The organism is Acetobacter sp. P1H12_c, from assembly GCF_018811975.1.
Lineage (GTDB): Bacteria > Pseudomonadota > Alphaproteobacteria > Acetobacterales > Acetobacteraceae > Acetobacter > Acetobacter persici.
This window is the reverse complement of record NZ_JACRVR010000008.1, coordinates 1-13,651: the sequence shown is the minus strand read 5'-3', so window position 1 is coordinate 13,651 and position 13,651 is coordinate 1. Positions and strand designations below refer to the sequence as shown.

11 protein-coding genes are annotated in these 13,651 nt (G+C 58.6%); 5 read left to right on the top strand and 6 right to left on the bottom strand.

Annotated features, from left to right (window positions below):
• The 5 genes from rodA (at position 1) to KP699_RS06695 (ending at position 8,836) form a co-directional block, all read left to right on the top strand.
• Positions 1-1,158, top strand: coding sequence for a rod shape-determining protein RodA (gene rodA, locus KP699_RS06715; protein WP_025827114.1), 1,158 nt, complete (start codon positions 1-3; stop codon positions 1,156-1,158).
• A 153-nt stretch (positions 1,159-1,311) separates the two neighbouring features.
• Entirely contained in the window at positions 1,312-2,709 is a 1,398-nt protein-coding gene (locus KP699_RS06710; protein ID WP_215762065.1) for a sugar porter family MFS transporter, read from the top strand.
• Between the two features lie 230 nt (positions 2,710-2,939).
• On the top strand, positions 2,940-4,124 hold the full coding sequence (locus KP699_RS06705) for an efflux RND transporter periplasmic adaptor subunit (protein ID WP_215762095.1): 1,185 nt from the start codon (positions 2,940-2,942) through the stop codon (positions 4,122-4,124).
• A gap of 4 nt (positions 4,125-4,128) precedes the next feature.
• Positions 4,129-7,284: an efflux RND transporter permease subunit gene (locus KP699_RS06700; RefSeq protein ID WP_086656296.1), complete on the top strand. Its 3,156-nt coding sequence runs from the start codon at positions 4,129-4,131 to the stop codon at positions 7,282-7,284.
• Positions 7,285-7,288: 4 nt separating this feature from the next.
• Entirely contained in the window at positions 7,289-8,836 is a 1,548-nt protein-coding gene (locus tag KP699_RS06695) for an efflux transporter outer membrane subunit (RefSeq protein ID WP_215762064.1), read from the top strand.
• 275 nt (positions 8,837-9,111) lie between these two features.
• On the opposite strand, the gene KP699_RS06690 is transcribed toward KP699_RS06695, so the two are convergent.
• The 6 genes from KP699_RS06690 to KP699_RS06665 all read right to left on the bottom strand — a co-directional run.
• The gene (locus tag KP699_RS06690; protein ID WP_215762063.1) at positions 9,112-9,669 is read right to left on the bottom strand and encodes a GNAT family N-acetyltransferase; all 558 of its coding nucleotides are present in this window, start codon (positions 9,667-9,669) and stop codon (positions 9,112-9,114) included.
• 146 nt (positions 9,670-9,815) lie between these two features.
• On the bottom strand, positions 9,816-11,036 hold the full coding sequence (locus KP699_RS06685) for a tetratricopeptide repeat protein (RefSeq protein WP_025827124.1): 1,221 nt from the start codon (positions 11,034-11,036) through the stop codon (positions 9,816-9,818).
• Positions 11,037-11,040: 4 nt separating this feature from the next.
• The gene (locus KP699_RS06680) at positions 11,041-11,481 is read right to left on the bottom strand and encodes a biopolymer transporter ExbD (protein ID WP_025827126.1); all 441 of its coding nucleotides are present in this window, start codon (positions 11,479-11,481) and stop codon (positions 11,041-11,043) included.
• 120 nt (positions 11,482-11,601) lie between these two features.
• On the bottom strand, positions 11,602-12,027 hold the full coding sequence (locus KP699_RS06675) for a biopolymer transporter ExbD (protein ID WP_025827128.1): 426 nt from the start codon (positions 12,025-12,027) through the stop codon (positions 11,602-11,604).
• Positions 12,028-12,029: 2 nt separating this feature from the next.
• The gene (locus tag KP699_RS06670; RefSeq protein ID WP_077930805.1) at positions 12,030-13,088 is read right to left on the bottom strand and encodes a MotA/TolQ/ExbB proton channel family protein; all 1,059 of its coding nucleotides are present in this window, start codon (positions 13,086-13,088) and stop codon (positions 12,030-12,032) included.
• Between the two features lie 88 nt (positions 13,089-13,176).
• Positions 13,177-13,651, bottom strand: a 475-nt coding sequence (locus KP699_RS06665) for an energy transducer TonB (RefSeq protein WP_215762062.1), incomplete at its 5' end; no start/stop codon positions are given.

Sequence of the window (13,651 nt, the reverse complement as noted above, 5' to 3'; positions counted from 1 at the left end):
ATGAAATTCCACAAACGCCTTTTACGCGCCGAGCCGAGCTTCCGCCTGCTCTCCAAACTCTGGCGCATCAGTTGGCTTTACGTGTTGCTGATCTGCACGCTGGCCGGGGTTGGCTACGTCACCCTCTATTCCGCAGGCGGGGGCACGCCCTATCCATTTGCCGCCCCGCAGGCCGCCCGGTTTGCCGTGGGTCTTGTGCTCATGATTACCGTGGCCATGCTGCCGCCCAAAATGCTGGTCCGCATTTCCGGTCCCCTTTATGTTCTGTCCATCATCCTGCTCGTGGCGGTGCTGCGCATGGGGCATGTGGGCAAGGGGGCGGAGCGCTGGCTGATGATTGGCGGCCTGCAAATCCAGCCCTCAGAATACGCCAAGGTGGCGCTGGTGCTGGTGCTGGCCTCCTGGTTCAACCGGATCAGCTACGCCCGGATGGGCAATCCGCTATGGCTGATCCCCCCGGCATTTCTTGTGCTGCTGCCGGTGGTACTGGTGCTCAAGGAGCCTAATCTGGGCACCGCCGTCATTATCGGCGGGATTGGGGCGTCCATGTTTTTTGCAGCCGGAATGCGGCTGTGGCTGATTGCCCTGCTCCTGCTGCCCGTGCCCTATCTGGCCAAATTTGCCTATGCCCACCTGCATGATTACCAGCGTGCCCGCATTACCACCTTCCTCAACCCGGAAAGTGACCCGCTTGGGGCAGGCTACAACATCATTCAGTCCAAAATTGCGCTCGGCTCCGGCGGGATGTGGGGGCAGGGCTATCTGCATGGTTCTCAGGGGCAACTGAACTTTCTGCCGGAAAAACAGACAGACTTCATCTTCACCATGATCGCGGAGGAATGGGGGTATGTCGGGGCCGTTACTGTGATCGGCCTACTTCTCCTGCTGATTCTGGGCGGAATGCTCATGGCCATCCGCAGCCGCAACCGCTTCGGGCGGCTGGTGGCGCTGGGCATCAGCATGAATTTCTTTCTCTATTGTCTGGTCAATCTGTCCATGGTGATGGGGGCCATTCCGGTCGGCGGTGTGCCGCTGCCTCTGGTCTCCTATGGCGGCTCGGCCATGCTGAACGTCATGCTCGGCTTTGGGCTGCTGCTCTCCACATGGGTGCATCGGGACTCCCGCTTTGGAGAGAGCGACAATCAGGACACGCCCTGACTGTCCCTGAACGAAAGATAGGTTTTCTGGCCGTTTTGTGGCATGACCAAACTATTCGGACGCTGGTGACCCTATAAGGATGCTCCGGCACGGTCCTGAGAAACACAAAAACGCCAATAAAAATAATTTTCTTAACGGAAACCTGTTAACCCGATGCAAAACCAGCCCATAGTTCAGCCTCAGACAGACTCATCCACTCAGATCCGCACCATTATTATTGGCATTCTTGCCGCCACAGGCGGCCTTATGTCTGGTCTGGACATTGGCGTTATTTCCGGCGCGCTGGATTTTGTTGCTGAAACCTTTCACGCCTCCACCTTTGCGCAGGAATGGATTGTCAGCGCAATGATGGCGGGGGCCGCCATCGGGGCCATTCTGGCCGGGTGGCTGGCACGGCTGGGCGGGCGCAAATGGGCGCTTGTCATCGGCGGGGTGCTGTTCATCATCGGGTCCATCGCGTGTGCGCTGTCATGGTCGGTTGCCAGCATGATCTGCGGGCGCGGCCTTATGGGGCTGGCCATCGGGATCGCCGCTTTTACCTCCCCGCTCTATCTGTCCGAAATTGCGAGCGAGAACACGCGCGGCGCGATGATTTCCACCTATCAGCTCATGATCACGGTTGGTATTTTTCTCGCCTTCATCAGTGATACGCTGTTCAGCTACCACGGCCAGTGGCGCTGGATGTTCGGGGTGATTGCCATTCCCGGCGTGCTGTTTGTGATCGGTGTGCTGTTCCTGCCCTACAGCCCGCGCTGGCTGATGATGAAGGGCCGGCGGGAGGAAGCTCTGGCCGTGCTGACAGACCTCCGCCCCACCCCGCATGAAGCCCATGCTGAAATCCGCGCGATTGATGAACAGCTCCAGCAGCGGCAGGGCGGCGTTGCGCTGCTCTGGCAGAATGCCAATTTCCGGCGTTCCATTCTGCTGGGCATGCTGCTTCAGGCCATGCAGCAGTTCGCGGGCATTAACGTCGTGATGTATTATGCGCCAAAAATCTTCGCACTGGCCGGGTTTGTCGGCACCGCCCAGATGTGGTGCACAGCCATTATCGGCTTTGTAAACGTGCTGGCCACGGTTGCGGCTATCGGTCTGGTGGACCGCTGGGGGCGGAAGCCTATTCTCTATGCAGGCTTCATCACCATGACAATTGCCATGGGGGCGCTTGCCCTGCTCAACCATAACGGACTGGACGGACAGGCGGCCAAACTGCTCTGCGTCTTCCTTATCATGATCTTCATCGCGGCCCACGCCATGTCCGCCGGGCCGCTGATGTGGGTTCTGTGTTCGGAAATTCAGCCTATCAAAGGGCGCGATCTGGGGATTACCCTGTCCACCCTGACCAACTGGGTGTCCAACATGATTGTCGGCGTCTCCTTCCTCAGCCTGCTTAATGCTCTGGGAGCCCCGCTGACCTTTGGCCTGATTGCCGCCCTCAATGCTGTCTTCTTTGTGTTTACCCAGCTGCTGGTGCCTGAAACCCGCGGCGTCTCGCTGGAAGAGATTGAACAAAACCTTATGGCCGGAAAGAAACTGCGGGATATTGGCCGCTGAGGTTTTCCTGATGGCTTGACGATCCGGTTGCCGCCTTTTAGCTTACGCCGGAAACAGTAACATTTAGTACTGTTTCCGGCTTCCAGTGTTTGTTTTCTGATACGTCGCTCCCTTCTGCGCGCCACATGTCCGGTCTTTCCGCAAAGGCCGCCCGGCACGCCGGAACAGGTGTCCGTATCCGTTTTTTTGTTTTTCTTTGTTTTCCAAAGGCAGGATCCGCCAGAGTGACAATGCATCCCCTCCCGTTCCGCCCGGTCCTGCTCTCTGCTGTCGCTTTGCTGGCGCTGTCCGGCTGTAACCGCAAAGCCGCGACCCCGCCCGCCATGCCACCACAGCAGGTCGGCGTCATTACCCTGCATCCGCAGTCGGTCAACGTGCATACCATTTTGCCGGGCCGTACGGATGCGTATGAAATTGCTCAGGTCCGCCCACAGGTGACCGGCATTATTCAGAAACGCCTGTTTACCGAAGGTGCGGACGTGCAGGCCGGCCAGCAGCTCTATCAGATTGACCCATCCCGCTATCAGGCCGCGTATGACACGGCACGCGGCCAGCTTGCACAGGCCGAAGCCGCGGAAGTGACCGCCCGCGCCAAACTGCAGCGCTATAAATCTCTGGTGCAGGCACACGCCGTCAGCCATCAGGATTATGATGATGCGCTGGCTGCGGAAAAAGAAGCACAGGGCCAGATCCTGACAGCCAGAGGTCAGGTTGAAAACGCTCAGGTTGACCTGGGCTATACACGCATGAATTCCCCCATCTCCGGGCGGATCAGCCGAAGCATCATTACCGTGGGTGCGCTCGTCACCGCCAACCAGACGGATAATACGGCCGTCGTCACGCGGCTTGACCCGATTTATGTGGACGTCAATCTGCCCGCAATCACGCTGCTGCGCCTCAAGCGGGAACTCGCGGAAGGCCGCATTACCCGTCAGGCAAACGGGGAAGTCCCTGTCACGCTGACGCTGGAAGACGGCAGCACCTACGAACATACCGGCCGCATGGCCCTCTCCGAAGTCAATGTGGATACCTCCACGGCCTCCGTCGTCGTGCGTGCGCTCATGCCTAACCCGGATAAACTCCTGCTGCCGGGCATGTATGTCCATGCACAGCTTGATGAAGGGGCAGACCCGAACGGGCTGCTCGTGCCGCAGCAGGCCGTCAGCCGCAATACACACGGGGACCCGCAGGTGTGGGTTGTCAAACCTGACGATACGGTGGAACTGCGCCAGATCCAGATTGGTCAGGCCATTGGCACAGACTGGCTGGTCACCTCCGGGCTGAAAGCCGGTGAACGCGTCGTGACCGTCGGAGTGCAGAAAATCAAACCCGGCGCAAAGGTCAAACCCACGGAAACGGAAACCGCAGCCCCTCCGGCAGCATCCGACACGTCCAGCCAGAATAAAGGGCAGTAACCGGATGTCTTTTTCGCGTTTCTTTATTGATCGACCCATTTTTGCGTGGGTGATCAGCCTGATCATCATGCTGGTAGGTGGTCTGTCCATTTTCCGGCTGCCCATCGCCCAGTATCCGAGCATCGCCCCGCCGCAGATCGCCATTTCCGTCACCTATCCGGGGGCTTCCGCGGATACGGTGAACGATACGGTCGTGCGGCCCATCCTCCAGCAGATGTTTGGTCTGGACCATCTGGAATATATTTCCGCCCAGTCCTACGCCTCGGGCATGATGGAAATTGACCTCACCTTCGCACAGGGCACCAACCCGGATATCGCGCAGGTGCAGGTGCAGAACAAGCTGCAACTGGCGCAGCCCAAACTGCCGCCGGAAGTCACGGCGCAGGGCCTGAGCATCACCAAGGCCGTGAAGAACTTCATGATGGTTCTGGCCTTTATCTCAACCGATGGCAGCATGACCGGCAGTGATATTGCCGACTATGTCGCCTCCAGCATTTCCGACCCGCTCAGCCGCGTCTCCGGCGTGGGGGATCACACCCTGTTCGGGTCTGAATACGCCATGCGTATCTGGATGGACCCCGGCAAGCTCTACAGCTACGGCCTGACCATCAAAGATGTTCAGACTGCAATCCAGACGCAGAACATTCAGGTTTCTTCTGGTGAACTGGGCGGCCTGCCCGCCAAAAAGGCGATCCGGCTTGATGCCACCATCATCGGCCCGACCCGCCTGACCTCCCCGGAAGAATTCAGGAAAATTCTGCTCAAGGTGCAGCCTGATGGCTCACAGGTCCGCATCGGGGACATCGCCAGTGTGGAACTGGGCCCGCAGACCTATAATACCAACTCTTTCTACAACAACATGCCCGCCTCCGGCATGGCGCTGAAACTTGCCCCCGGCGCCAACCAGATGCAGACGGAAGCCGCCGTGCGGGCACAGGTGGCGCAGCTTGAAAAATTCTTCCCGCCGGGGCTGAAGACGGTTTATCCGCTGGATACCGAGCCGTTTATCGTTCTCTCCATTGAGGAAGTGGTCAAAACACTGCTGGAAGCCATCGCGCTGGTGTTCGTGGTAATGCTGATCTTCCTGCAAAACTTCCGTGCGACACTGATCCCGACCATTGCCGTGCCGGTAGTACTGCTGGGCACCTTCGGGGTACTGAACATTCTGGGCTACTCCATCAACACGCTGACCATGCTGGCCATGATTCTGGCCGTGGGCCTGCTGGTGGATGACGCCATTGTGGTGGTGGAAAATGTTGAACGTGTGATGACGGAAAAGCGGCTTTCCCCCGTGGATGCCGCCCGTGTCTCCATGGATGAAATTTCCGGCGCTCTTGTGGGCATCGTACTGGTGCTGACAGCCGTTTTCCTGCCCATGGCCGCGTTCTCCGGTTCTACCGGGGTGATTTACCGCCAGTTCTCCGTCACCATTGTTGCCGCCATGTGGCTATCTGTTCTGGTGGCCATGGTGCTGACCCCCGCCCTGTGCGCCACCATGCTCAAAGCGGGTGGGCATGAAAAAACAACAGGCCCGGCAGGCTGGTTCAACCGCCAGTTTGACCGCCTGACCAACGGGTATCTGCGCGGTGTGCAGTTCCTTATTGGCAAGACCATCCTCTCTATGGTGGGTTTTGCCCTGATTACCGCGCTGGCCGTGTTCCTGTTCATGCGTCTTCCCGGCGGCTTCCTGCCGGATGAGGATCAGGGGCTGATTTTCGGGCAGGTTACCATGCCGCCCAACACACCTATGGCGGAAACAGAAGCTGCCAACCATGAAATTACCGACTACGTCCTCAAGGCCGAAGGCTCTCTGGTCGAATCCGTTTACGCCATTAACGGCTTCAACTTTGCCGGGCAGGGTCAGAACTCCGGCGCGTTCTTCATCCGTCTGAAAGACTGGAAAGACCGCCCGCTGGCATCGCAGACGTCCTCCGCCATTGCCGGCCGGATCATGAAGCACTTCTGGTTCAGCCCCAAGGCGCAGATCTTTGCCATCAACCCGCCTGCGGTGCTGGAACTGGGCAATGCCACCGGCTTTGACCTTGAACTGGAAGACCGCGGCCATCTGGGCCACCAGAAGCTGCTGGAAGCCCGCAACATGGTGCTGGGCCTTGCATCCAAAGACCCGCGCCTAATGGCCGTGCGCCCGAACGGCATGGAAGATGCCTCCCAGTACCATCTGGACATCGACCGGGAAAAAGCCAACGCACTGGGCATCACGATTGACGACATCAACACCACCATTCAGGGGGCGCTGGGGTCCATCTACGTCAACCAGTTCACCCGGAATGACCGTGTGAAGCAGGTCTATATTCAGGGCGTGCCGGAAGCGCGCATGCTGCCGAGCGATCTGGACAAATGGTACATCCGCAACGCCCTGCAAACCCTCACGCCGCTGAATGCCTTTGCCTCCGGGCACTGGGACCTCGGCCCGCAGAAAGTGGAAAACTATAATGGCCTGAACGCCTTTGAAATTCTGGGCCAGCCTTCCCCCGGTTACAGCTCGGGCGACTCTATTGACGCCATCAAGAGCGTTCTGGCCAAACTGCCGGCTGGCGTGGGGTATGAATGGACTGGCCTGTCTTTTGAACAGGTTGCGTCCGGCTCATCCACAGGGCCGCTGTATGCGCTGGCACTGGTGGTCATTCTGCTGTGTCTGGCGGCTCTGTATGAAAGCTGGGCTATTCCGCTGGCGGTGATGCTGGTCATTCCGCTGGGGGTTCTGGGTGCCATTGCCGCAACACTGTGCCGCAGCCTTGATAACGACGTCTACTTTCAGGTGGGGCTGCTGACCACGGTCGGTCTGGCCGTGAAAAACGCCATTCTGATTGTGGAATTTGCCAAAATGGCCTTTGAACGCGGCGAGTCCCTGACGGATGCCGTGCTGACGGCCGCACGCGAACGTCTGCGCCCCATTCTGATGACGTCTATTGCGCTGGTCGTCGGGGTGTTCCCGCTGGCCATTGCAACGGGTGCAGGCAGCGCCTCCCGCGTGGCCATTGGCACCGCCGTGGTGGGCGGTATGGCGACCGCCACCCTGCTGGCCGTTTACTTCGTGCCGGTTTTCTTTGTGGTGGTACTGCGGCTCTTCAAGGTCCGCCGTATCAGCGAACGTCAGGAAGCTCCGTCTTCTGCCCCGTCAGCTTCCGGAAACGAGTAAGCGCATGTCTACACATTTTTCGTCACACTCTTCGCGCCGTTTCCGTGCTCTGAGCCTGACACTGGCCGCTGGCCTGCTGTCCGGCTGCACGATGATCCCGAAATACAAACGGCCAGCTCCCCCGCTGGCCACCACCTGGCCGAGCTATCAGAACACCGGCGCGCCAAAAATCGCACAGGCAGCCTATGATATCGGGTGGGAAGATTTCTTTACCGATGCACGGCTGAAAGCACTGATCACCATCGCCATCCGCGAAAACCGGGATCTACGCATTTCCGCTGCCAATATCATGCAAGCACAAGGGCAGTATGATGTGCAGCATGCCGGCCTCTTCCCCACCATTTCTGCAACCGGCGGTCCTATCTATCAGGCTCCGGCCAGTGCCTCGGGCCTCAGCTTCGCCCCCGGTCTGGATACGAACAAGAACAACGCATCCTTTGGTGGAGGACGCGTCTTTAAATACTACCAGGGCGGAATCGGCTTTTCCTCTTACGAGATTGATCTGTTTGGCCGTATCCGTAGCCTGACGCAGGCCGCCGCACAAAAAGCACTATCTCAGGAAGCTTCCCAGCGCAGTATGCTCATCAGCATCATTTCGCAGGTTGCCACGGCCTATGTCACATGGCTGGGCGATCGGGATACGCTGACTCTGGCGGATACAACACTAGCCAACCAGCAGGACACCCTGAATCTGACCCGTACTAAATATGCGCACGGGGAAGAAAATCTACTCACCGTTCGCCAGGCGGAAACACAGGTGCAGGAAAGTGCTGCCCTGCGCGCCGATTCCCGCCGGAAAGTGGAGCAGGATGAAAACCTGATTTCTCTGCTGATTGGTGCCCCCATCCCGACGAACCTGCCGCCCGCACGGCCACTGGGCGAACAGACCCTGCTGGCAGATCTGCCAGCAGGCCTGCCCTCAGACCTGCTGGAACGACGACCAGACATTGTCTCTGCCGAGCATAATTTGCTGTCGGCTCAGGCCAATATCGGTGCGGCACGCGCCGCGTTCTTCCCCCGTCTGACACTAACAGCAAATGATGGTGTTTCCAGCTTGCAGTTCCATAAACTGTTTACTGCTGCAGCCACCACGTGGGGGCTGAATCCCTCGCTGCAAATCCCGCTCTGGACATGGGGGATGAACAGCGGGAACTTGAAGGCCTCCAAAGCCGAGCGGGACGTGCAGATTGCCACCTATGAAAAAACGGTGCAGTCCGCATTCCGTGAAGTGGCGGATGCACTAGCCGCACGGGAGGCCTATCTGGACGAAAAAAAGCAGGCGGATGATCTGGTTATGTCCTCTGCCGATGCTTTTCGTCTGGCAAAACTGCGGTTTAACGCCGGGTCTGATTCCTATCTGACCACACTGGAATCCCAGCGCTCATACCTGCAGGCGCAACAGATGCAGATCATGGTCGCGGTCTCCAAATACCAGAATCTGATCACCATCTATCGCGCTCTGGGTGGCGGCTGGACACCCCATACGCAGGCTCCGGCAAGCCCGGCCAGCGTTGTCCGCCAGACGCCTGCCACCAGCACCACAACTGGCTAAACTATGCTGCGGAAGCCGGGGTTAAAAACCCGGCCGAACCAGCTCTGAGTATCGCTCCAGACCAGCATCGCCCATTTTCTTATCCAGCTCCACGGTCCGGACTGCCGACTGTCCGCCAACCGTGGGAGTCTGGGCCTGTGAGCCGTGAGCCGTGAGCCGTGAGCCGTGAGCCGTGAGCCGTGAGCCGTGAGCCGTGAGCCGTGAGCCGTGAGCCCGCTCCCTAAACCCACGTCAGCACCCGTCAACCCCGTGTCCGGACTTTTAGCAAGCGGGCGCTATTCCTGAAGGCGGAGTTGCATGGCGCACCGTGTGCCAGACGGAAACCCACACTCTTCTTCTTCCGCAAGGGCAGCACGCAGGTCTGGCTCCAGCACCCGTTCCTCAAGAATTTCAAAACCTATTTTTTGATAAAACGGCGCATTCCAGGGTACGTCCCGGCAGGTGGTGAGGGTAATCCGCTGAAAGCCACCCTGCTGTGCCGCCTGACGCGCCGCCGCCAGCAACGCTCTGCCAACCCCGCGCCCCTGAGCCTCGGCTTCTACGGAAATTTCCAGAATATGCAGCCGGTCCCGCACCCGCTCGGCTGTCAGAAACCCTACCTGGCGGACCTGTTGCGTCACCGCCACCCAGCATGTTCCAGCCTCAAGGCTGGCCATGTGCGTCTCCACCGGAAGGCACGGACCATCTGCAATCCACGCCAGAGAAGGGATGCTTCTGAAGCTCTGCGCCGCAGACCGCTCAATCTCCGGCAACAGTACCACATCTTCGTACCGCGCCAGACGCACGGAAATATCGGGAGAATGTTTAACGGGCAAAGGCAGTGAGGATTTCATGCCCCCGCTGTGCCATCCGCCTCACCACACATACAAGGGAAATATATCGTATTTTTTCAGTCAGGCATCCCTGAGAAAAACCCGAACAATAAAAAAGGCCGTCTGAAGAGACGACCTTTTCCACACTCCATAAGGGAGAGAACTTTTTATTTAGCTGCAGAGAGTTTCAGCACCCAGAGCTGAGCAATGTCCTGAGCACCGCCGCCGCCATCAACCGTTTTCAGCGTGGCGATTGCATCAGCCTTTTTGCCAGCAGCTAGCTGAGCCAGACCGTAGTGGAGACGGGCCACATTCACGTCCGCAACACCCTTGGCAATAGCCTGCTGCATCAGGCCCAGACCTTTATCGGCCTGACCGAAGGTGACAGTGTTGTAGCCAACCGTCAGCAGATCATCGCCGGTTTTCTGCTTGAGCGCTGCGGCTTCATCCGCCGCGAGAGAGGCTTTTTTGTCCGCCACGGATTTTTCAACCATGGCTTTCAGGCGAGCCTGACGCGGAGCTTCCGCTCCCTGCCCCAGCACATTAGCCTGATAGCCCTGATTCATCAGATCCAGCGCAAGCTGCGGCATGCCGGACTGCATGGCGATTTCCGTCATCTCCATAAAGTCACGCGCCTGAGACACGTTTCCGGCGGCCAGACGGATGCGGTAGACATCAAGCTGGAGAGACGTCGGGATTTTGGGGTTCACAATCAGTTCGTGCAGCAGCAGCGCCCAGTATTCCTTCTTGGGGTAATACGTCGCCAGCAGCACATACGCATGCGTGGTGGTTGCAGAATCTTTCATGGCGGTCGCACTGGCACCCAGCATCTGCAACTGGGATTCTGCCGGCGTTTTCTTCGCCTTGATTTCCTGCCCGATCTGGTCTTTCAGCACACGAACGGAATTCGGGTAGTCTTTCTGAAGGTAATAGGACTGCGCAAGAAGCGTATCCATTGTGGGGTTTGAACCCACTTCCTTCTGGTAGCGCTCAATGGCTTTAACCGCGCGCGGGTAGTCCTTGGCGGTGTAAGCCATTGTTGCTTCAGACATCAGCATCTGGTGCTTGGTGTCTTTGGGTGTACGCGGGGACGCAATCAGCTTGTCATAAGCCTGAGTCGCCACATCCAGATTGCCGCCCTGTGTCGCCACAGCCGCGCGCATCTGGGTGATGGTGTAGGACTCGTAGTCACTCTTGCCCTTTACCGCGTCAGCAGCATTCACCGCAGCCATAGCCTTGGTGTAATCGTGCGCGGACAGAGCTGACTGTGCCTGCTGCAAGGCTTTGCCGACATCTGCTCCAAGCACATCCTCAGCCTGCGCTGCGGGATAGGAGAGAGCAAATGCGGCACTTGCAAACAGTGCGACGCGTAAAAGACGAGATGACATCAGATCACTGACCTTCTGCGAATTGTTCCTGCCCGATAATGCCAAGCTTGGTCACGCCAAGTCGCTGGGCGTCTGCCATAACATGCACTACCGTTTTGTAATCGGCCAGACGGTTTGGCTGCAAATGCACTTCAGGCTGCTGATCTTCCGGGCCGGTTGCCGCTTCGCGCAGGCGCGCCTGAAGATCTTCCTCACTGGTAACAGGCTGCCCGTTCCAGGTAATGCTGTTGTCAAAGTCAACCGCAAGCGTCACCACGGGCGATTCAACCGTGGAAGGCGGCGGGTTGCCCTGCGGCAGATCGATGGAAACGGCCTGGGTCTGCAACGGAATTGTGATGATAAGCATGATCAGCAGAACCAGCATCACGTCGATCAACGGCGTGGTGTTGATATCGACAATGCCTTCGTCTTCCGTCGTGCTTTCCGATCCGACATTCATGCCCATGGGGTGTCACTCTCTTAAAACTCTGGTTCCACGGCACGGTCCAAACCAGGCCGGACGCGGGATAGTGGACTGAAGCCCACCCCCTCCCCTCAGGGAGGAGGAGGTGGAACCCCTGCTCGGTCAGTTGGTTTTTGGCCGCTCGGTAATGAAGTCGATATGATAGATACCAGCTTCCTGACAGGCCTCAATCAGCTTGCCGACAGACTCATAGCGGCTCTTCACGTCGCCACGGATCTGAATCTGCGGCTGAGGTTTCTGAACCGCCGCTTTTTCAAGCCGGTCCAGAAGATCAGCCCGGCCCTTAAGCGGCGTTTCGTCCCAGTATGCCTGTCCGTTTTCCGCCACTGCAAGCACGACGTTAGACATCTTTGTCTGTGTCGGCTGGTTCATATCCTTCGGCAAAGTTACCTTGACCGTGTGGGTTGCAACCGGAATTGTGATCAGAAAGATGATCAGCAACACCAGCATGACATCAACGAGGGGAGTTGTGTTGATCGCCGATACGACGTCGTCTTCGCCCCCGCTGTCTCCGACAGACATACCCATGATTAACCTACCCGGTTAGAGATGGTTGAGGTGGTGGGAGAGTTGTCAGCGCGGACAACAATGCTTTCTGCACCGGCACCATGACGCAGGCCACCAATCAGGATGGACTGAAGGTCGGCAGCAAAGTCACGCACGCGGTCCATAGCCCCTTTGTTACGACGCACCAGCAGGTTGTACCCCAGCACGGCCGGAACAGCGGTCGCCAGACCAATAGCCGTCATGATCAGAGATTCACCAACCGGACCAGCAACCTTGTCGATGGAAGCCTGACCGGCAATGCCGATGGCTGTCAGGGCGTGATAAATACCCCAGACGGTGCCGAACAGACCAACGAACGGAGAGGTGGAGCCCACGGTGCCCAGGAAGGCCAGACCAGACTGAAGGCTGTTCTGGATGTTGTTCACCGAACGCTGAATGGACAGGGAGGTCCAGCTGTTCAGGTCGATGGATTCCTGCATCGTGCCTTCATGATGTTCGGCTGCAACAATGCCGGTGTCAGCAATGTAGCGGAACGGAGAGGTGGATTTCAGGGCGGCGGCGCCTTCCTGAATGGTGCTCTTCGTCCAGAACTGCTTTGTGGCTTCCTTGGCGGCAGCGAACAGACGAGCCTGTTCGATGAACTTGGTGATCATGATGAACCAGGTGCCCAGGGACATGATCAGCATGATCATCAGCACGCCACGTGCAATGATGTCACCGTTGGACCACAGAGCGCCAAGACCGTACGGGTTGGCTTCTTCTTTTGTGGCCGGAGCTGCGGCTGCCGGAGCGGGCGCATCAGCAGCGGGAGCCGGGGCATCGGCTGCGGGGGCCGCAGGTGCGGAGGCATCAGGCGTCGGGGCAGCAGGAGCAGCCGTGTCAGCCGGGGCCGGAGCTGCTGCATCGGGAGCAGGAGCGGCAGGCGCTGCGGTGTTATCCGTAGCAGCAGGAGCAGCAGGCGCTGATGCAGCAGGAGCCGGAGCATCCTGAGCCAGAGCCAGAACCGGTGTCGCCGTGCCCAGCATGACCGCAAGGGCCGGAACCGCGAGACCCGACACTGGAAGACGAGACAGTCTGATCATGTACCTAAAAATCCTTATCTTTGTCGGCCTGGTGACGGAGCCTCCCGGCACCAGGCAGTTTTCTGCAGAGTTCGGCTCAATGCCGGGATCAGTCATCCAGTCTGAACCTGATCACATACACCTTGTGAAGCTCCTTGACGGGCACACCGTTCTTCATGGCCGGGCGATACCGGGCCTTGTGAACGTAATCCAGAGCAGCCTGCGCGAAGGATTGTCCCCCCTGCACGGACTGAACAGAACAGTTGCTCGTCATCCCCGTTGTCTCCACGTCACATGCAACCGTCACACGACCTTCAATATTGTCTTCCTCCATATCAGGCGGATAGACGGGCCGGGCGTTGTTCAGCGGCGATGTACCAGCCGATGTGTCCGGCGAGTTGGTCGGTGCCGCAGTTGAGGCAGGCTCGCTCGACACGGGTGGTGCCGGAGCCGTTGTCGTCTGCGGGGGCGTCGCCTTTTTGGGCGGCGTCCGGGCCACATGCTTGATCGGCGGTTTCGGCGGCGGCGGCAGCTGTATCTTCGGCGGAGGAATATACGGCGGCGGCGGAACCGTCATGACCACC

Coding starts and splice junctions, on each gene's coding strand:
- KP699_RS06670 (WP_077930805.1), bottom strand. CDS start 13,088: ATGATCAGACTGTCTCGTCTTCCAGTGTCGGGTCTCGCGGTTCCGGCC.
- KP699_RS06690 (WP_215762063.1), bottom strand. CDS start 9,669: ATGAAATCCTCACTGCCTTTGCCCGTTAAACATTCTCCCGATATTTCC.
- KP699_RS06685 (WP_025827124.1), bottom strand. CDS start 11,036: ATGTCATCTCGTCTTTTACGCGTCGCACTGTTTGCAAGTGCCGCATTT.
- KP699_RS06675 (WP_025827128.1), bottom strand. CDS start 12,027: ATGGGTATGTCTGTCGGAGACAGCGGGGGCGAAGACGACGTCGTATCG.
- KP699_RS06695 (WP_215762064.1), top strand. CDS start 7,289: ATGTCTACACATTTTTCGTCACACTCTTCGCGCCGTTTCCGTGCTCTG.
- KP699_RS06680 (WP_025827126.1), bottom strand. CDS start 11,481: ATGGGCATGAATGTCGGATCGGAAAGCACGACGGAAGACGAAGGCATT.
- KP699_RS06700 (WP_086656296.1), top strand. CDS start 4,129: ATGTCTTTTTCGCGTTTCTTTATTGATCGACCCATTTTTGCGTGGGTG.
- KP699_RS06705 (WP_215762095.1), top strand. CDS start 2,940: ATGCATCCCCTCCCGTTCCGCCCGGTCCTGCTCTCTGCTGTCGCTTTG.
- KP699_RS06710 (WP_215762065.1), top strand. CDS start 1,312: ATGCAAAACCAGCCCATAGTTCAGCCTCAGACAGACTCATCCACTCAG.
- rodA (WP_025827114.1), top strand. CDS start 1: ATGAAATTCCACAAACGCCTTTTACGCGCCGAGCCGAGCTTCCGCCTG.